We start from the raw sequence: 18174 nt of genomic DNA, 5'->3' as shown, positions 1-18174 counted from the left end.
GTCGGTCCCGACTACCGCCGTCCCCCAGTCTAGACGCCGCAGTCGTTCCGCTTCCAGGGCAACGAGGCGCCCGCGCTGGCGAACAGCCCCTGGTGGGAGCAGTTCCACGACCCCACCCTGAACGAACTGATCGCCGTCGCCCTGCGCGAGAACCAGGACGTGAAGATCGCCGCCAGCCGTATCGAGCTCTTCCTCGGGCAGTACGCGAGCACGCGCTCGCTGGCCTTGCCCCAGGTGGGGGCGAACCTCGGCGGGCGCCGCCAGCGCCAGCCCGAAGGCGAGCTCGGCCAGGCGGTCGAGCCGATCCTCGAACAGTACGAGGGCACGCTGTCGATGAGCTGGGAGCTGGACCTGTTCGGCAGGCGCCGGCGCGAGACCGAGGCCGCGCGCGCCCAGGTGCTGTCCAGCGAGGAAGGGCGGCGCGCTACCGTGCTGACCCTGGTGTCGTCGGTGGCGCAGACCTATATCAACCTGCGCGAACTGGAGCGCCAGCTGCAGATCGCGCGCGACACGGCCGGCAGCCGGGAACGTTCCTTCCTGCTGTTCAAGGACAGGTTCGAGGGCGGCACGGTGTCGGAACTGGAACTGGCCCAGACCCAGTCCCTGTATGAAGCCTCGCTGGTCGAGATCCCGCGCCTGGAGGCGCTGATCGGCCAGCAGGAAAACGCGCTGTCGGTGCTGTTGGGGCGCAATCCGGGCCCGATCCGCGCCGGCCAGCCGCTGCAGGCCCTGGCGCTGCCGGCCGTGCCGTCCGGGCTGCCCTCGGAACTGCTCGAGCGCCGGCCCGACCTGCGCCAGGCCGAGCAGGACCTGATCGCCGCCAACGCCCTGATCGGCGCGGCGCGCGCCCTGTATTTCCCGACCATTTCGCTGACCGGACTGTTCGGCTACATCAGCAAGGATTTCTCCAACCTGTTCTCGGGGCCGAGCAAGGTCTGGTCCTACGGGCTGGCGGCGTCGGCGCCGATCTTCACCGGCGGCGGCATCGCCGGCCAGGTCCAGCAGGCCGAGGCCCAGCAGCAGGAGGCGCTGGCGCGCTACCGGAAGGCGATCCAGGTGGCGTTCCAGGAAGTGTCGGACGCCCTGATCTCGCACGCCAAGTCGCGCGAACAGCTCGGCTTCCAGGAACGCCAGGTCGGCACGCTGCGCAACTACCTGGAGCTGGCGCGGCTGCGCTACGACGAGGGCTATACCAGCTACATCGAGGTGCTCGACGCCGAGCGCAACCTGTTCGAGGCCGAGGTGGCGTATGCCCAGACCCAGTCGCAGGTGTACGTATCGTTGGTGAACCTGTACAAGGCGATGGGCGGCGGCTGGGTCCTCGAGGCCGAACGCATGGCGGCGCCGATGGCGGCGCGCTAGCGCCGGGCGTCGACAGCCGCAGGGAGGCACCGGCGCGGCGCCGCGGAGGAGAAGCAGATGAAAACGACGCGATTGTTGGCGTGCGTGATGGCCGCGCAGCTGTCCGCGCTGGCCTGCCTGCCGGCGCAGGCCCAGGCGCAGGCCCGGATCCGGGATGGCCGCGCGAACTGACGGTGGAGCGCGCCCGGCTGGTGTACTACGAGCCCCAGGTCGACGCCTGGAAGGACTTCCGCGAGCTCGATTTCCGGCTCGCCTTCGAGCTGACGCCGGCGGACGGCAAGCCGGCGGTCGGCATCGCCAGGATCCACGCCCGCACCGACGTCGACGTCGATGCGCGCAACGCGGTTATCCGCAACCTGGAGGTGGTCGAGACGCGCTTTCCCGCCGCCGAGCCGGAGCAGCAGAAACGGCTCGACGCGCTGTTCCGGCGCTTCGTGGCCAGCCGCGGCGACATCCCGATCGCGCTCGACCGGCTGGTGGCGCTCGCCGACAAGCCGCGGGCGGCGCCGAAGGGGGTGGCGGTGCGCAACGACCCGCCCGCGATCTTCGTGGCCTACCAGCCGGCGGTGCTGCTGCAGACCGACGGCAAGCCGGTCACCGCGCGCACCGCGAAGGGCGGCGCCGAATTCATCGTGAACGCCAACTGGCCGGTACTGCGCCCGCCCGGCGACGGCAGGTATTACCTGTTCGACGACGTATCCTGGCTGAGCGCCGCGCGGCTGGAGGGACCGTGGGAACCGGCCGGCCGGCTGCCGGGGGCGCTGGTCCAGGCCCTGGACGACCCGCAGTGGGCCGACCTGAAGAAGGCCTCGAACAAGGCGCCCGCCAAGCCGAAGGCGGTGCCGGCCGTGTTCTTCAGCAGCGTGCCGGCCGAGGTCATCGTCTTCGACGGCAAGCCGACCTATGCGCCGATTCCCGGCACCGAACTGGTCTACGCGAAGAACACCGAGGCCGACCTGTTCGTCCACACCCGCACCAACAACTATTACTTCCTGGCGGCCGGACGCTGGTTCCGCGCCGCCAGCCTGGAGGGGCCGTGGCGCTTCGCCTCGGCCGACCTGCCGCCGGACTTCGCCCGCATCCCGCTCGACAGCCCGGCCTCGCGCGTGCTGGCGTCGGTGCCCGGCAGCGAAGCGGCCAAGGACGCGGTGCTGCTGGCCCAGGTGCCGACCCGCGTCACCCTCGATCCGAAGCAGGCCGCCGCGCTGGTCGACGTGAGCTACGACGGCCCGCCCGAGTTCAAGCCGATCGAGGGCACTTCGCTCTCGTACGCGGCGAACTCGCCGGACCGCGTGATCAAGGTGAACAACCAGTACTACCTGTGCGAGAACGGCGCCTGGTTCTACGCGAGCGCGCCGACCGGGCCGTGGACCACGGCGCCCTCGGTGCCGAGCGAGATCTATTCCATACCGCCCAGCTCGCCGGTGTACAACGTCACCTACGTGACCCAGACCACCTCTCCCAGCGGCTACGTCGACGCCAGCTATACGGCCGGCTACTTCGGCACCTTCGTCCTGGGCCTGGCGGCCGGGGCCATCATCGCCGACGGCTCCGGCTACTGGTATCCGCCGTACTACCATTACCCGGCCTACGGCTACCCGGTCTACCGGCCCTACGCCGCCACCTATGGCGTGGGATCGTTCTACAATCCCTACACCGGGGCCTACGGCGCCTCGCGCGGCGTGTATGGCCCGTATCGCGGTGCGACCGGCAGCGCCAGCTACAACCCCTATACCGGCACCTATGCCCGCGCCGGCTCGGCCTACGGCCCCTATGGCAGCCGGGCCTCGGCCGCCGCCTACAATTCCTATACCGGGGCATCGGCGCGCGCCGGCGCGGTGACCGGACCCGGCGGCAGCGCCGCCTGGGCCGGAGGCCGCAACCCGGCCACCGGCGCGGCCGCCGCGACCCGCCAGGCCGGCGGCGTCTACGCGTCCTGGGGCAGCTCGGTGGTGCAGCGCGGCGGGACCACGACGGCGACGCGTCACGCCACTACGGCGAGCGGCCGGGTCGGCGCCGCCCGTTCCTCGAGCGGCGCGGCGGCCGTGGCCGGCCAGGGCGCGCGCGGCAGCGGCGGCGTGGCGCGCACCGCGAGCGGCGACCTGTACGCCGGCCGCGACGGCAACGTCTACCGCCGCAGCGAAGGCAGCTGGCAACGGTACGAGAACGGCAGCTGGAGCAATACCGCGGCCCAGCCGCGGGCCCAGGCGCGCGAGGCGGCCGGACGCGAGCCGCTGCAACGCGATTCGGCGGCGCGCGATTCGAGTGCACGCGGTTCGGTGGGTAGCAGTTCGGCGGGGCGCGAATCCTTCGGCGACCGCGGGGCGGCGCAATCGCGCTCGTTCGAACGGTCCGGGAGCCAGGGCGCATCGCTGCAGCAGAACCTGAACCGGGAGTGGCAGGGCAGGGAGCGCGGGGCGGCCCAGGCCCAGCGCTATTCGAACTTCCGCAGCAGCGGCGTCAGCAGCCGCGGCAGTGCAGGTTTTCGCGGCGGCGGTTTCCGCGGTGGACGGGGGCGCTAGGGCCTATCTGACTGAATTCGAGCTGTTTTGGCCCTGCCAGCAGGGTGGACGGGGACGGTTCGGGTGTTCAGCTAGCTAACGAAGTGCCCACGTGTGGAGCGTGCACATAGCAGCCTGCCTTGCACGCTAACATCGCAGAATCATCTGCGTCGCCACGCGCTGATACGCGAACATGACTTTCCGTTCACGCGTGGGCACGGGGCGCCCACCCTACTCGTCGCGGCAACAATCAGGCGCGGTAATAACCGTCCAGCTGCTGCGACCGTGCCTGCTGGGCGGACCCGTTGCGCGCGGCGCGGCACGTGCTTGCCTGCCATTGTTCTTTGGTCCCACAGGCCAGCGGAGCGGGCGGGTTTGATATGGCTCAGCCGCACTGGAAGCCGAATCGTGCGCGGCCCGGGCGGCCAGTACAGTAGCGCTGTCCACTCCCGGAACCGACCCGACGCTACCGATGCCGCCACTTCGACGCCTGTTCGCGCTTTTGCTTGCCCTCACCGTGACCGCCGCGTCCGGCGGGGCGGCGCCGGCGCAGGCGGACCACGCCACACCCGCGGCCCGGCCCGGCGCCGCCTCCCTGCCCAAACGGCCGCGCATCGGCCTCGTGCTGGGCGGCGGCGGCGCGCGCGGTACCGCCCACATCGGCGTGCTCGAGGTGCTCGAGCGCCTGCGCGTTCCCGTCGATTGCGTGGCCGGCACCAGCATGGGCGCCCTGGTCGCCGGAGCCTCGGCCAGCGGCGTCAGCCCGGGGCAGATGCGCACGCGGCTCGCGGCTGTCGACTGGCGCGACCTGTTCGAGGACAATCCCTCGCACGCAGAGACGAATTACCGCGAGCGCCGCCTGGCCCAAACCTACTACCCCGGCCTGGAGCTGGGCGTCACCAACGACGGGATACGCGCGGCGCACGGCGTCGTCGGCGGACAGAAGATCAAGCTGTTCTTCAATACCCTGGTCGGCGCCGACCGTGGCGAGCGCCGGATCGAAAACCTCGCCTTGCCGGTCGCCATCGTCGCCACCGACATCGGCACCGGCGACAAGCTCGTGTTCCGCAGCGGCGAACTATCCACCGCAATGCGCGCCAGCATGTCGGTACCGGCCTTGCTGTCGCCGGTGCCGTATCAGGGCCGCAGCCTGGTCGACGGCGGCCTGGTCGACAACCTGCCGATCGACGAGGTCATGGCGATCTGCCAGCCCCAGGTCGTGATCGCGGTCGACGTCGGGTCCCCGCTCGCCAAACCGGAAGACGTGACCACCGTGGGGGCGATCACCGGCCAGACCATCGGCGTCTTGACCGAGCAGAACGCCGAAAGGTCGCGCGCGATGCTCAAGCCCGGCGACGTCTATATCCGGGCGGCCCTGCCGGACATCACGGCGGCCGATTTCAACAAGTTCCGCGCGGGCGCCGAAAGCGGCCGCCAAGCCGCCGAGGCCCAGGCGGCGGCGCTGTCCCGCCTTTCCCTGCCGCAGGCGCAGTACGACGCCTGGGCCAACCGGTTCAGGACGCCGCCTGCAGCGCTGCCGCGGGTGGACGAGGTGCAGGTCACCGGCCTGAAGCGGGTCAACCGGCAATTCGTGCTGCGCCACATCCGGGTGCGGCCCGGCGACGCGTTCGACCCGGTCCGGCTCGAGCGCGACCTGGCGCGGGTCTACGGCGACGGCGATGTCGAGAACGTCGACTACAAGCTCGTCGTCGACAAGGGCCGCACCATCCTGCGCATCGCCGTCACCGAAAAGACCTGGGGGCCGGATTACCTGCGCTCGGGTGTCTTCGTCGAGGCCACCGACAAGGAAACCGAGTTCGCCCTGCGCGCCGCCTACCACCGGAAGTGGCTCAATTCGCTCGGCGCCGAGTGGCTGACGGGCTTCCAGCTCGGCGAGCGGTCGAGCCTGTATACGGAGTTCTACCAACCGCTGGACGCGCGGCGACGCTGGTTCGTCGAGCCGGCGGTCGGCATCCGCCGTGACCGCCTGAACGTCTACGAGGACGACGAACGGATCGCGGAATACCTGATCCGCCAGCAACGCGCCTTTTTCAACGTCGGCGCCAACATCGGCGTGCTCGGCGCCCTGCGCGTGGGCTATCTCTACCGCAAGCTCGACGTGTCGGTCGAGACCGGCGCGCCCCGGCTGCCGACTGGCGAGACGACGCGCAAGGGCTGGCAGGCCATCCTCGAGTTCGACCAGTTCAACCGGGCTTTCTTCCCGACCGCCGGCTGGTACGCCCGGCTGGCCTACTACGATGCGCAGGACGAGGATTACAGCCGGCTCAGCGCCGACCTGCGGTTCGTGCGGTCCTGGGACCCCTACGTCGTGAACGCGCGCGTCGGCTACCTCGGCTCACCCAGCGGCCGGCTGCCGCTGGCCGACGTGGGCGGGCTGGGCGGGTTCCTGTCGCTGTCCGGCTACGAGCGCGACCAGATCCTGGCCGGCGACATCCGCTTTGCCAGCATCCGCGGCGAACGGGTCATCGGGCGCATGCCGCTTGGGCTGAGCGGCGACCTGCGGATCGGCGTCTCGCTCGAAGCGGGCAGGGCGCGCGACCGCCTGACCGAGACCCGCCTGGAAGGCTGGCAACAGGCGGCGGCACTCTACCTGGGCGGCGAAACGCCCTTCGGGCCGCTGTATCTCGGTTACGGCTACGCCAAGGGTGGGCGTAACAGCTTCTACCTGTTCCTGGGGTTGCCGTAAGGCTGGCGCGCCTTGCCGCGCCTGGGTCCGCGGCCGCGCTCCCGTCCTAGTGCCCAGCCGACGTGGTCGCGCGCGCCACGCCCTGCGCCAGCGTATTGCCGATCGCGCTGGTGGCGCTGTGCCGGACCAGGATGTCGACCGGCGTCACCTCGCGCCCATAGAAGCCCCGGTTGGCCTTGTCGTCGACCGAGACCACGCTGCCGCTCAGGTTCAGGCCGCCGTACAAGCCCTTGGTGCGGACGTAGACCACCATGTCGGCGGTGACCGGGGCGCCTGTGCCGGCGCCCACCGGACCGGCGGCGACGCTGACTTCGCCGCCCAGCTTGAAATCGGTGGACAGGAAGGAGTTCAGGGCCTTCTCGGTCATCACCAGCGCGACCATCTCCGCCGACTCGGCGCCGGCTTGCAGGCCGATGCTGCCGGTGCCGAGCTTGTAGAAGGCGGGTCCGGTCCAGCCGGGACTGCCCGCAGTGCGGGCGTGGAGGACCGCCTTGCCGCCGGAGCCGCCGACGATGAAGCCGGCTTGCAGTATTTGCGGACTGACCAGGACAGCCTTGGCGCGCGGCAGGTTGTCGTGCAGCCAGGTCATGTCCGGATCCTGGGCAAAACGCTTCAACGTGGCCTGCGCGTTGTCGGCGGTGGCGCGGCTATCGTCGAGCGTGCCGGTGGATGCGCAGCCGCCGAGCAGGAAGGCCAGGCAGATAGCGAAACGGCCGGCCTGGACGGGCTTTATTTCCAACATGATCACCTCCGAACCAGGAAATTGATCGACGCCGGAGGCGGTGTGCATCCCCGGCCAAGGTGTTCAGTTTATGGAAGTTGAACGGCTCTCCCCATTGGCCTTTGGGGCACCATGTGGCGTCCAGGTAGTGCGGACGATCTGCAAAGTCTTTGTGGAGCCTCAAGCCGCACCGATTCCCCGGCTAGCCTCGCGCAAGGGCGTCCTAGAATACGTCGATGGCGATGGCGGTTGGGTGCCGGCCACATGGGCGGGCCTGGCATGGCGCGCATCGCCCAGGATCGCGGCAAGGCGGCGGCGACCGCCCAGGCTTGCGCAGTAGACGCAGGGGAGGAAAACATGGCCCTCGGTTCGATTCCGGCTAGGGCGCGGCTGCGTTGGGTGAGCCTGCGCATGTCGCATCCGCTGCCGCGCCGTCGCGGGCCGATGGCGGCGCGGGGCCGCGTGCGCTGCAAGCCCGACGGCCGGCCGGCCGGCCGCAATCCTGGCCGCCACGCCATCGTCCAGGATGCCGGCGTCGAACGGCGCCGCGGACGCGAACTGCGTGTGCGGCGCGATCAATTGATCCACCTGACGCGCGTCGGCCTGCTCGGCGAACTGAGCGCCGCACTGGTGCACGAACTGAACCTGCCCCTGGCCGCGATCCTCGCCAATGCCCAGGCCGGACGGCGCCGCCTGAAAGGCCCGGCCAGATCCGCTTCCTGCGGCAGCTGGATCGGCACCATGTCCTGGGCCCCGGCACAGGACGATGCCAGTAGGGCGGCTGCTGCAAGGCCTCGACCACACAATGTAAGTTTCCTCATGATTTACCCCGTATCGAAGAACATTGAAGGATGTGACACCCGTTCGCGGTATCGGCACCGCTTGCTGCGAACGCTGGTTTGATTAGCGAGGCATGGCATGGTTCGCTCACAGCGGGAGGGGTATTGATCGAGGCGGTCGTTCAACAACAAAATGGCAAGGATGTGGTGTGGGTCGGACGCTTTTGCCTGCAATGCAGGCGCTAATGTTGGCGATGGACGCCGCTTGGTGGCATGCCGCCAAGCGGCGCAGGCGTGGCGCCGTCCCGCGCCACCGTCCGCTGCGCGGGAGTGCCCGCCCGCGCGAACGGCTTACTTCGCCCGGCGCGACGACCAGTGCACGTGCACGATGCTCCAGTGGTCGCCCTTTTTTTCGAGAACGGCGGTCTCGGTACCCAGGGTGTGGACGGTCCTGCCGCGCCAGGTGCCGCTGGTCTCGGTCTCTTCCCAGACCACGGCGGTGTTGCCGTCGATCCGTTCGGACTGCTTCAGCACCGTGCGCTTGGCCTCCTTGACGAACTCCATGTCGGCGCCCAGGTGGGAAGCCGCATACTCGTCGCGCGAGCGCTCGACGTTGCCGGCTTCGTAGATAGCGATCTCCGGCGCCAGGAAGGCGAGCGCCTTGTCGCGGTCGCCGCTGGCGAGCGCCGCGTGAAAGGCCGCGACGGTTTCTTTCGGCGAGGCGGCCAGGGTGCTTGCGTGCAGGCCGAACATGGCGCCGCCGAGCAGGCATGCCGCCACTGCGTTTTTGAACATGGTGTCTCCTTTGTGTCTTTCTTGTCGAGGAAGCCATCGGTGGCAGGGCGGCAAGGCCCCGCGACGATCGCCACGGCCGGGACCCGGCGAGGACGGGCCGGCCGCGCGCAAGGCGGACCGCTCCCGGCGCGCGCCTGCTGTCCTGGATGCAACACCGAGCTTAGCAGGGAAGGCGCGGCAGGGAAATGGTCGATGGCGCCGGGATGGCCGATTGCGCCCACTCCCGCGCCTGCTTGTGCGCCTGTTACTGCGCTTTTTCCAGCTGCACGATGGCCACGGCGCCGTTGTCGCGGTCGGCCGCGAACCTGATCTTGTCGCCCACGTTCACCTGCTCCAGCATGGCCGCGTCCTTGACGCGAAACACCATGGTCATGGCGGCCATGTTCAGGTTCCTGATCTCGCCGTGACGCAAGGTGATCTTGCCGGTCTCCTTGTCGATCTTTTTCACTTCGCCATCCGTCAGGGCCGGTGCGGCCTGGGACGCATGGGCGGCATGGGCGTCGTGTGCGCCGTGGCCGGCATGTCCGCCTTCCTGGGCCGGGGCGAACGGGGTGGCGGCGGCCATCGCGATGGCCAGGGTCAGCGTCGACAGTGTCTTCATTATTATTCCTCTCTTTGGGTTGGTCGCTTCAGTTGTAGTGCTTGAACACGGTGGTCTTGCCGTCGGCGTGCACCAGCAGCACGTCGTAGGGATCCTGGCGCGGGCCTTCCATCCCGGGCGAGCCGAGCGGCATGGCCGGCACGGCCAATCCTCTGGCCTTGGGCTTTTCCGCCAGCAGGCGCTTGATCTCGGCCGCCGGCACGTGGCCTTCGATGGTGTAGCCGCCGATCGTCGCGGTGTGGCAGGAGCCGAGCTTGTCGGGGATGCCGCCGCGTGCGCGGTAGTCCGAGGGATTCGGAACGTTCGCCACCCGGGGCGCGAAGCCGTTGGCCTTCAAGTGCCCGACCCAGGCCGCGCAGCAACCGCAGTATTCGCTCTTGAAGACCGCGATCACCGGCGCCGCGGCGACGGCGAGCAGGGGGATGGACAGGGCGGCCGCGAGGGCCGAACGTGCGACGAGTCGCTTGATCATGCGTGGTTCTCCTTTTCCGGTGTCAGTGGTGGCCCTGGTGGCCCTGGGGTTTGCGGACGGTGAGTTCGACTTCCGGCGCTTTCGCCGCGGGCATGGCCTGGCCGCCCGCGTCCCGGCTGCGCACGGCGGCCGGTGCCGCGCCCTGCCATTCGTAGGCCACGGTCCCGGCCGGGTGCCGGTACCAGCCCGGATCGCCGTAGTCGCCCCGCTTCTGGTCCTTGCGCACTTTCACGACGGTGAACATGCCGCCCATCTCGATGCCGCCGAAGGGCCCCTGGCCAGTCATCATCGGCAGCGTGTTGTCCGGGAGCGGCATCTCCATGTCGCCCATCGAGCCGCCTTTCTCGCCCATCACCATGTAGTCCGGGACCAGTTTCGCGATCTTCTCGGCCACGCCGCGGTGGTCGACGCCGATCAGGGTCGGCACGTCGTGCCCCATCGCGTTCATCGTGTGGTGCGACTTGTGGCAGTGGAAGGCCCAGTCGCCCGGTTCGTCGGCGACGAATTCGATGGCGCGCATCTGGCCCACCGCGATGTCGGTGGTCACTTCGGGCCAGCGCGATTCGGGCCGCGTCCAGCCGCCGTCGGTGCCGGTCACCTCGAACTCGTGGCCGTGCAGGTGGATCGGGTGGTTGGTCATCGTCAGGTTGCCGGCGCGGATGCGCACGCGGTCGCCCTGGCGCACGTTCATCGAGTCGATGCCGGGGAAGGCGCGGCTGTTGAAGGTCCAGAGGTTAAAGTCGAGCATCTCGTTGACGCGCGGCGTATAGCTGCCCGGCTCGATGTCGTAGGCGTTCAGCAGGAACACGAAATCGCGGTCGACCGCGTGCTGGGCCGGATTCTTCGGGTGGGTGACCCAGAAGCCCATCATCCCCATCGCCATCTGCACCATTTCGTCGGCATGCGGGTGGTACATGAAGGTGCCCGGACGGCGCGCGACGAACTCGTAGACGAAGGTCTTGCCCGGCGCGATGCCCGGCTGGGTCAGGCCGGTGACGCCGTCCATGCCGTTCGGCAGGCGCTGGCCATGCCAGTGGATGCTGGTGTGTTCGGGCAGCCGGTTGGTGACGAAGATGCGCACGCGGTCGCCCTCGACCACCTCGATCGTCGGCCCCGGGCTCTGGCCGTTGTAGCCCCAGAGGTTCGCCTTCATGCCGGGGGCAATCTCGCGCACCACCGGTTCGGCGACCAGGTGGAACTCCTTGACCCCATCCTTCATGCGCCAGGGCAGCGACCAGCCGTTCAGGGTGACGACAGGATGGTAGGGGCGGCCATTCGGCGGCGGTGGCGGCGGCTGGGTGGCCGCGTTCTGCATGACGGGCGCTTCGGGCAGCGTGGCCGCGCCGGCGCGGCTCACCAGCCCGGCGCCGACGAGGGCGGCGGCGCCGGTAAAGAAATCTCGACGGGAACTCATCTCATTCATCCATATTCAATGTTCGGCGGCGGCTTCGCCGGGAGTGGCCGCGGCAAGGCCGGACGTGGCGCCGCCGGCGCCGGTGATGGCGGCCTGCAGCTCGGTGTCGGCAATCCAGTAGTCGCGCTGCGCCTCGATGGCGGCGTTCACGCCGCCGATCTGCGCCCGCGCGTCGGCCAGCAGCTCGAAGACGCTCATCAGCATGCCGTTGTAGCGCAGCAGGGTCTCTTCCGAGATTTTCTTGCGCAGGGGGACGATCTCGTCCCGATAGTGCCGGGCCAGGTCGTGGCTGGTGCGGTAGGCGGAATACGCTTCGCGCACCTGGGAACGGGCGACGATGGCGGTGTCGGCGGTGCGGTGCACGGACTGCATGTAGAGCGCCTCGGCCTTCGCGATGCGGGCTCCGCCCCAGTCGAACAGCGGCAGCGCCAGCTCGATCTCGTACCCGTTCTCGCGCGGCGCCCCGGTCTTGCTCGAGTTGACGTAGCCGGCGTTGAGCACGTTGACGAAGCCGGTCGCTTTCGACAGGCCGAGCGCGCGCGCCGTCGCCTGGGCATTCAGCCTGGCCAGCTGCACGTCCAGGCGTTGGCGCATCGCCAGCGACTCGATGTCGGCGGCTTCGCGCGGCGCGGCCGGCAGATCCGGCAGGCGTTCGGGCAGCGCGATGTCGGTATCGGCGCCCCACAGGCCCAGCAGGCGGACCAGCCGTTCGCGCGCCGCCGTAGCGTTGTGGCGGGCCCGCGCCAGCTGGGCGGTCGCTTCCGCCGAGAAGGCCTGCTCGCGCGCCTGGTCGAGCGCGCTCAGGTTGCCGACCCTGGCCATGCGCGCGGCCAGCTCGGCGCCGGCCTGGGCCGCCTCGCGCACCTGCTCCGCATAGCGCGCGGACTGCACGGCGGCCACGGCATTGAAATATGCCTTGCGCGTGTCGGCGGCAAGGCGCACGGCCTCGGTCGCGGCGACCAGCTTGGCGCCCTCGAAGCGGCGCGCTTCGATGTCGCGGCGCAGGGGCATGGTCAGCAGGCCGACGAGGTCGAACATGATGCTGCGCTCGATCTCGGTCTCGCCGCCGCCGGACATGCGGCTGAACCCGATCGACGGGTTGGCCATGCGCCCCGCCTGCACCAGATCGGCTTCGGCGACGCCCAGCGTCAGGAGCGAGGCATGCAGCCCGCGGTTGTTGAGCAGGGCCACGCGCACCGCGCTGTCGGCCGACAGCGGCTGCTTCAGCAGTTGCGCCAGTTCGGCCTGGGCGGCCGGCGCCTGGCTTGCGGCACGCTGCAGGCGGATATCCTGGCCGATGCGCTCGCTGGTCAGGGTGGAGACGGCGTCCAGGCCGCCGTCCCCGGAAAAGCCGGCGCAGCCGGCCAGGGCGAGGGCGGCGATGCCAATCGCGGTCCGGCGCAGTGCCGGCAGGAGGATTGTTGTTGTCATTGTCCGGCCTCGCTCAGTGATGCTGGTGCTGGTGCTGGTGCTGGTTCGCGGAGGCGGGCGCGGCGCGTTGCGGCGCCGGCCGGGCAGGCGCGGGGGCGGTTGCCGGTGCGGGCGCATGGTTTCCGGTATGGCCGGCGTGGGCGTCGTGGCCGGAGGCGCCGCCGACGGCCGCGTTGGCCGCGCGCCAGGCGCGGTCGGGGGACGGGGCGACGGCCTGCGCGGCCGGCGCATAATCCGCCAGCGCGGACGCATAACCGGCCGCGGGTACCGCGGCGGCGGGATCGGCGGGGTTGTCGGGGTTGGCGGAGGCGGGCGTACGGCCGCCCTGCTGGGCCTGTGCGCCAGCCCCGGCAGCGAGCAGGGCGGCAAGCGCAACCCAAAGCTTGGATGTCATGGTCTATCCTCGAAATCGGTAACAGGGGTGCGCGTGCGCGCACCGAAGCCAGGGATGGAGCGCCGGCGGCAGCTGGCCGCGGTGATCCGTCCCTATCGATCAGGCGGATTTATTGCCGGGGAGGACGCTGGAGACCGTCGGGGATGAAGCCCGCGAGCAGGTCCGCGGGCGGCACGCGCACCGCCTCGGAACCGTCGAGGAAAGGCAGGAAGAGAGAAATGGAGGGCGGCGCCACCGCGCCGGCACAGAATGCCGAGCAGGCGCTGCACGACGAATGCGACAGCTTGCCGGCCTTGGATTGGGAGGTGTCCTGATCGGCGCCGGAATCGGCGCTGGAATGGTGGCCAGACTGGTGACCGGAATCGGCCGCGCTGTCGTGATGGGCGGCATGGGCGACCGGGGCGCCGTGGTGGGCATGGGCATCGGCTGGCGCCGCGTGCAAGCCATGCGCTTCGTGCCCGCCAGGCTGGGCGGCAACGTGCTGTGGAACCGGCGCGCAGGACATGTTGATGGAGGCAGCCGCCGCGTGCAGCGGCAGTGCGGCCATCAGGAGCCAGATCAGCAATGTCGTGAGCAGACGGTTCATAGGTCGAACCAGTATAGCACGGCAGTTTTCGCGTAGTAACAAGTTTGTATTTGACCAACGTCAAGCCACCACCGGGGCCAGGCCCGGATACTCGCCATCCGGCCTGGCGGCCGCATCTTCGTCCGCATCTTCGTCCGCATCTTCGCCCGCTTCTTTGGCCGCTTCTGCCGCCGTTTCTTTCGCCACCCGCGCCGGCCGCCGGGCGCGTTGCGGGAGCAAAGCTTGCCGTTCGGTTAAACTAGCAGACCCGATAGTACTTTGGACGGGCCGCGTCCCGGGTCTTGCGATAACATGGCCTGGCCCGCCAGCCCGAGGTACTTCTGGATAGCCATATCATTTAAGGAAGCAACATGAGCAGTAACACCAAGCGCGACGACAACGACGATACCCAACTGCGCGCTGACGCGCTCGAATACCACCGCAGCCCGGTGCGCGGCAAGATCGAAGTGGTCGCCACCAAACCCCTGTCGAACCAGCGCGACCTGTCGCTGGCCTACTCGCCGGGCGTGGCCTACGCCTGCGAGGAAATCGCGGCCGACCCGGCCCTTGCAGCCGAGTACACCTCGCGCGCCAACCTGGTCGCCGTGATCAGCAACGGCACCGCCGTGCTCGGCCTGGGCAATATCGGCCCGCTGGCCTCGAAGCCGGTGATGGAAGGCAAAGGCTGCCTGTTCAAGAAATTCGCCGGCGTCGACGTGTTCGACCTGGAACTGGCCGAGAACGACCCGGACAAGCTGGTCGACGCCATCGCCATGCTCGAGCCGACCGTCGGCGGCATCAACCTCGAGGACATCAAGGCGCCCGAGTGCTTCTACATCGAGAAGAAGCTGCGCGAGCGCATGAACATCCCGGTCTTCCACGACGACCAGCACGGCACCGCGATCATCTCCAGCGCGGCGCTGATCAATGCCTTGAAGGTCGTCGGCAAGGATATCGGTGCAATCAAGCTGGCCGCCTCCGGCGCCGGCGCCGCCGCCATCGCCTGCCTCGACATGATGGTGAGCCTGGGCGTGAAGCGGGAAAACATCTTCGTCGCCGACTCGAAGGGCGTGATCTGGCAGGGCCGCGAAGCCAACATGGAAGCCAACAAGGCCCGTTATGCCCAGGATACCGCGGCCCGCACGCTGGCCGACATCGTGAACGGCGCCGACGTCTTCCTCGGCTGCTCGACCGCCGGCGTGCTGAGCGCCGAGATGGTCAAGACCATGGCCGAGCGGCCCGTGATCCTGGCCCTGGCCAACCCGGAACCGGAGATCCGTCCGGAAGTGGCCAAGGCCGCGCGTCCGGACTGCATCGTCGCCACCGGCCGTTCGGACTACCCGAACCAGGTCAACAACGTGCTGTGCTTCCCCTACATCTTCCGCGGCGCCCTGGACTGCGGCGCGACCCGCATCACCGACGAGATGAAGCTGGCCTGCGTCGGCGCGATCGCGCGCCTGGCCGAGGCCGAAGCCAACGACACCGTGGCCGAGGCCTATGCCGGCCAGGACCTGACGTTCGGCCCCGAGTACATCATCCCGAAACCCTTTGATCCGCGCCTGATGGCGGCGATCGCGCCGGCCGTCGCCGAAGCCGCAGCAAGCTCGGGCGTCGCCGCGCGCCCGATCGCCGACATGGACGCCTACCGCGCGCGCCTGGGCGAGATGATCTACCATACCGGCTTCTTCATGAAGCCGGTGTTCGCCAAGGCCAAGGCCAAGCTGCGCCGTGTCGCCTACGCCGAAGGCACCGACGGGCGCGTGCTGCGTGCGGTGCAGACCGTGGTCGACGAAGGCCTGGCCAAGCCGGTCCTGATCGGCACGGCGGCAGCGGTGGAGCAGGCCGTCAAGCAGTCCGGCCTGCGCCTGAAACGCGACGTCGACTACGTGCTGGCCGAGCCGGACGGCAGCGCCGACGCCACCCTGCAGGGCACGCGCCTGCTGCAGTCCGGCGAAGTCGATGCGCTGATCTGCGGCATGCAGGGCAGCTACGACAGCCACCTGGCCCACGTGCGCGACGTGATCGGCACCGCGCCGGACGCCGGCGCGCTGGCGGCGATGAACGCCCTGGTGCTCGACAAGCTGACCCTGTTCATTACCGACACCTACGTCAACGACGCGCCGTCGGCCCAGGAGCTGGCCGACATCACGCGCCTGGCCGCGACCGAACTGCGCCACTTCGGCCTGGAGCCGAAGGCCGCGCTGCTGTCGCATTCGATCTTCGGCTCGTCGGAGCGTCCGTCGGCGCGCAAGATGCGCGAAGCGCGCGAGATCCTGGCGCAAAGCGCACCGGAACTGGCCCTGATCGGTGAAGTGCATGGCGACGCCGCGCTGTCCGAGGAGATCCGCCGGCTGTACCAGCCGGCAGGCGAGGAAGCGGGCGGCTTTGCCGGCAGCGCCAACCTGCTGGTCATGCCGTCGCTGGACGCCGCGAACATCCTGTTCAACGTGCTGAAGGTCGCGGCGGGCAAGGGCGTGACTGTCGGCCCGATCCTGCTGGGCGCGGCCAAGCCGGTGCACATCCTCAGCCCGAGCGCGACCGTGCGCCGCATCGTCAACATGACGGCGCTGGCCGTGGCCGGGGTGCGCTGACCGAAACACGCACGCCGGCCGGACCGGCGTGCGTGTTCTAGCCGGCGCATGCCTCGCAACCGCCGGCAAACTCCACACTTTCGTCGGCGAACACGAACGACAGAGCGGGCCCGGACGCCCCGGCCCGCGCACCGGGTTCACAGGAAAGACCTGGCCTGGGCCAGCACCGTATCGCAGGCTTTCCGGGTGACCTCGGCCGTCAGGCCGCCGCCGCTCAGGTCCAGCAGGTTGCCGTTGCTGCCGTGCAGCAGGCCCTTCCGGCCATCGCTGTAGCCCGGGTCCTTGGTCTCGCTGCCGCCGGGGAGCTTGCCCATCAGCTGGTCCTTGACCGAGGACGCGCCTTCGCCGCTCAGGTAATGATTACCGATGCAGTACTGCAGCAGGCCGGCGACATTCCCCATGCTGCCGGACGTCATGGGTCCGCTCGCCATGCCGGCCAGTCCCTTCAGGCCGGTGCCGTGGCCGCCCTTGTTTAACAGGCCTTCGACCTGGGCATCCGCACTGGACGGCAGGAGCGTTGCGGCGAACACCAGCGGCGCCAGCCCCGACATCAGATGTTTCATCATGCACCTCCGCGGATTCTCACCGATATGGTCGGCCCGGAACGCCGTGCGCGCAATGGGTCCTTGGTCCGATTCCCGGCCCCATCGCTGGCAATGCGCCCTTTGTCCCATTGCTAGCGAACGGCGGTTTGCATAATTTGCGGGGGAGGGAGGAAAAAGCGGTGTTCAAGAGAACGAACCCGGCTTCTACCGCGGCCTTCACGTCAGCTTTCACCGTTGCATTTCTCCTCGCCGGACTGGCAGGCTGCGGGACGGCGCCCCTGACGGTCGACGACGGCCGTCCGCTGGACAGCCGGCTCATCGCGAACATGCGGGACTTCAGCGAGGCGGCCATCTCGTTCCGCCCGGCCATCGTCCGGTCGGCCGCGGCCGCCGGCAGCGGTTGCGCCAGCGAGTATGAGTTGCCGTTTGATGCGATGTCCACCTATGGCCTCGACGACGACAGCCGCGTCGCCTGGGTGCGCGCATTGGGCCTGGACGAAAACCTAACGGTGATCGCCGCCGACCCGTCGTCCGGCCTGCGCGCCGGGGACGTGCTCGCTAAAGTCGACGGCTACAAGAGCGGCAACAAGCTGCGGATGGCGGACAGGCTGGTGGAAGCGCGCGACCGGGGCGAGCCTTTCAGCCTGAAGCTCGGCTCCGGCGAGGAGGTCACAGTGTCGCCGTTCAGGCTGTGCCGCGGCCGGGTGCTGGTCGCACCGCCGCTCGATCCGGCGCTGCAGCGCTATCACTGGAGCGAGTCCGTGCATCCGCTCGAGGTCTTTCATCAGCCTTTGAGCGCGGATGAAGCGGAATGGATCGTCCTGTGGACGCAGGGACTGTCCGAGGAGGGCGGCGCGCGCATGAAAAGCTACGCCTTCATGGTTGGCTCTTTCAAATGGCTTTCCGTGCTGGGGCTGGGATTTGCCACCAGCAGCGCGGTCGCAACGGCGCGGGCAGGCGCCGCAGCCGCCGGAACCTCGGCCACCGGCCAGATCGCGGCCGCCGAGCTTGCGGGGCAGGCGGCCTCGCTGATGGCACAGTCGGCGGCAAACCGGGCCTCGCTGACCGGCGTCAGCCATGTGGCGGCGGGCGTGTTCGACCGCGCCGACAAATGGGCGTTCGAGAACATGCGCAGGCTGGGCATGAATCCCGCTGCGGGGCTCAGCCTGCACCGCAAACTGGTGGCGCGAGCGGCGGCCTCGAACGCGTTCCTGCTCGACGAGAAGCGCTTGCGCGCCATGCAGGCGCTGGTGGCCGGCATGCCCGGCGGCCGCGCGCAGCCTCGTGGGAGGTAGC

At 69.3% G+C, this 18174-nt stretch carries 15 protein-coding genes; 6 read left to right on the top strand and 9 right to left on the bottom strand.

Annotated features, from left to right (window positions below):
• Positions 1–75 precede the first annotated feature (75 nt).
• The 3 genes from RT688_RS10385 (at position 76) to RT688_RS10375 (ending at position 6570) form a co-directional block, all read left to right on the top strand.
• Complete coding sequence (locus RT688_RS10385; RefSeq protein WP_313704861.1) at positions 76–1362, top strand: efflux transporter outer membrane subunit; 1287 nt, start codon at positions 76–78, stop codon at positions 1360–1362.
• A 173-nt stretch (positions 1363–1535) separates the two neighbouring features.
• Positions 1536–3884, top strand: coding sequence for a hypothetical protein (locus tag RT688_RS10380; protein WP_313704802.1), 2349 nt, complete (start codon positions 1536–1538; stop codon positions 3882–3884).
• 451 nt (positions 3885–4335) lie between these two features.
• A complete protein-coding gene (locus RT688_RS10375) occupies positions 4336–6570 on the top strand; it encodes a patatin-like phospholipase family protein (RefSeq protein WP_313704801.1) in 2235 nt (744 codons plus the stop codon).
• Positions 6571–6616: 46 nt separating this feature from the next.
• On the opposite strand, the gene RT688_RS10370 is transcribed toward RT688_RS10375, so the two are convergent.
• The gene (locus RT688_RS10370) at positions 6617–7312 is read right to left on the bottom strand and encodes a lipid-binding SYLF domain-containing protein (protein ID WP_313704800.1); all 696 of its coding nucleotides are present in this window, start codon (positions 7310–7312) and stop codon (positions 6617–6619) included.
• 258 nt (positions 7313–7570) lie between these two features.
• On the opposite strand from RT688_RS10370, the gene RT688_RS10365 reads away from it, so the two are divergent.
• Positions 7571–8194, top strand: coding sequence for a hypothetical protein (locus RT688_RS10365; protein ID WP_313704799.1), 624 nt, complete (start codon positions 7571–7573; stop codon positions 8192–8194).
• 227 nt (positions 8195–8421) lie between these two features.
• On the opposite strand, the gene RT688_RS10360 is transcribed toward RT688_RS10365, so the two are convergent.
• From RT688_RS10360 to RT688_RS10330, 7 genes are all read right to left on the bottom strand, one after another.
• Entirely contained in the window at positions 8422–8865 is a 444-nt protein-coding gene (locus tag RT688_RS10360) for a nuclear transport factor 2 family protein (protein ID WP_313704798.1), read from the bottom strand.
• Positions 8866–9109: 244 nt separating this feature from the next.
• The gene (locus RT688_RS10355; RefSeq protein WP_313704797.1) at positions 9110–9466 is read right to left on the bottom strand and encodes a copper-binding protein; all 357 of its coding nucleotides are present in this window, start codon (positions 9464–9466) and stop codon (positions 9110–9112) included.
• A 28-nt stretch (positions 9467–9494) separates the two neighbouring features.
• Positions 9495–9938 (bottom strand): DUF411 domain-containing protein, encoded by a 444-nt coding sequence (locus RT688_RS10350; RefSeq protein ID WP_313704796.1) that lies wholly within the window; start codon positions 9936–9938, stop codon positions 9495–9497.
• 22 nt (positions 9939–9960) lie between these two features.
• Complete coding sequence (locus RT688_RS10345; protein WP_313704795.1) at positions 9961–11352, bottom strand: copper oxidase; 1392 nt, start codon at positions 11350–11352, stop codon at positions 9961–9963.
• A gap of 15 nt (positions 11353–11367) precedes the next feature.
• Positions 11368–12783, bottom strand: coding sequence for a TolC family protein (locus RT688_RS10340; protein WP_313704794.1), 1416 nt, complete (start codon positions 12781–12783; stop codon positions 11368–11370).
• Between the two features lie 13 nt (positions 12784–12796).
• Positions 12797–13177, bottom strand: coding sequence for a hypothetical protein (locus RT688_RS10335; RefSeq protein WP_313704793.1), 381 nt, complete (start codon positions 13175–13177; stop codon positions 12797–12799).
• A gap of 109 nt (positions 13178–13286) precedes the next feature.
• Positions 13287–13763: a hypothetical protein gene (locus tag RT688_RS10330; protein WP_313704792.1), complete on the bottom strand. Its 477-nt coding sequence runs from the start codon at positions 13761–13763 to the stop codon at positions 13287–13289.
• Between the two features lie 350 nt (positions 13764–14113).
• Here RT688_RS10330 and RT688_RS10325 point away from each other — a divergent pair, with 350 nt between their 5' ends.
• Positions 14114–16333, top strand: coding sequence for an NADP-dependent malic enzyme (locus RT688_RS10325; RefSeq protein WP_313704791.1), 2220 nt, complete (start codon positions 14114–14116; stop codon positions 16331–16333).
• Between the two features lie 137 nt (positions 16334–16470).
• Here RT688_RS10325 and RT688_RS10320 read toward each other — a convergent pair whose 3' ends face one another.
• Positions 16471–16899, bottom strand: a complete 429-nt coding sequence (locus tag RT688_RS10320) for a DUF2501 domain-containing protein (RefSeq protein WP_409521904.1) — start codon at positions 16897–16899, stop codon at positions 16471–16473.
• A gap of 158 nt (positions 16900–17057) precedes the next feature.
• Here RT688_RS10320 and RT688_RS10315 point away from each other — a divergent pair, with 158 nt between their 5' ends.
• Complete coding sequence (locus tag RT688_RS10315; RefSeq protein WP_313704790.1) at positions 17058–18173, top strand: hypothetical protein; 1116 nt, start codon at positions 17058–17060, stop codon at positions 18171–18173.
• Position 18174: the final 1 nt, after the last annotated feature.

Source organism: Massilia sp., assembly GCF_032106685.1.
Lineage (GTDB): Bacteria > Pseudomonadota > Gammaproteobacteria > Burkholderiales > Burkholderiaceae_D > Telluria.
The sequence above is the reverse complement of the archived record's forward strand: the minus strand, read 5'-3'. Positions and strand labels throughout refer to the sequence as shown.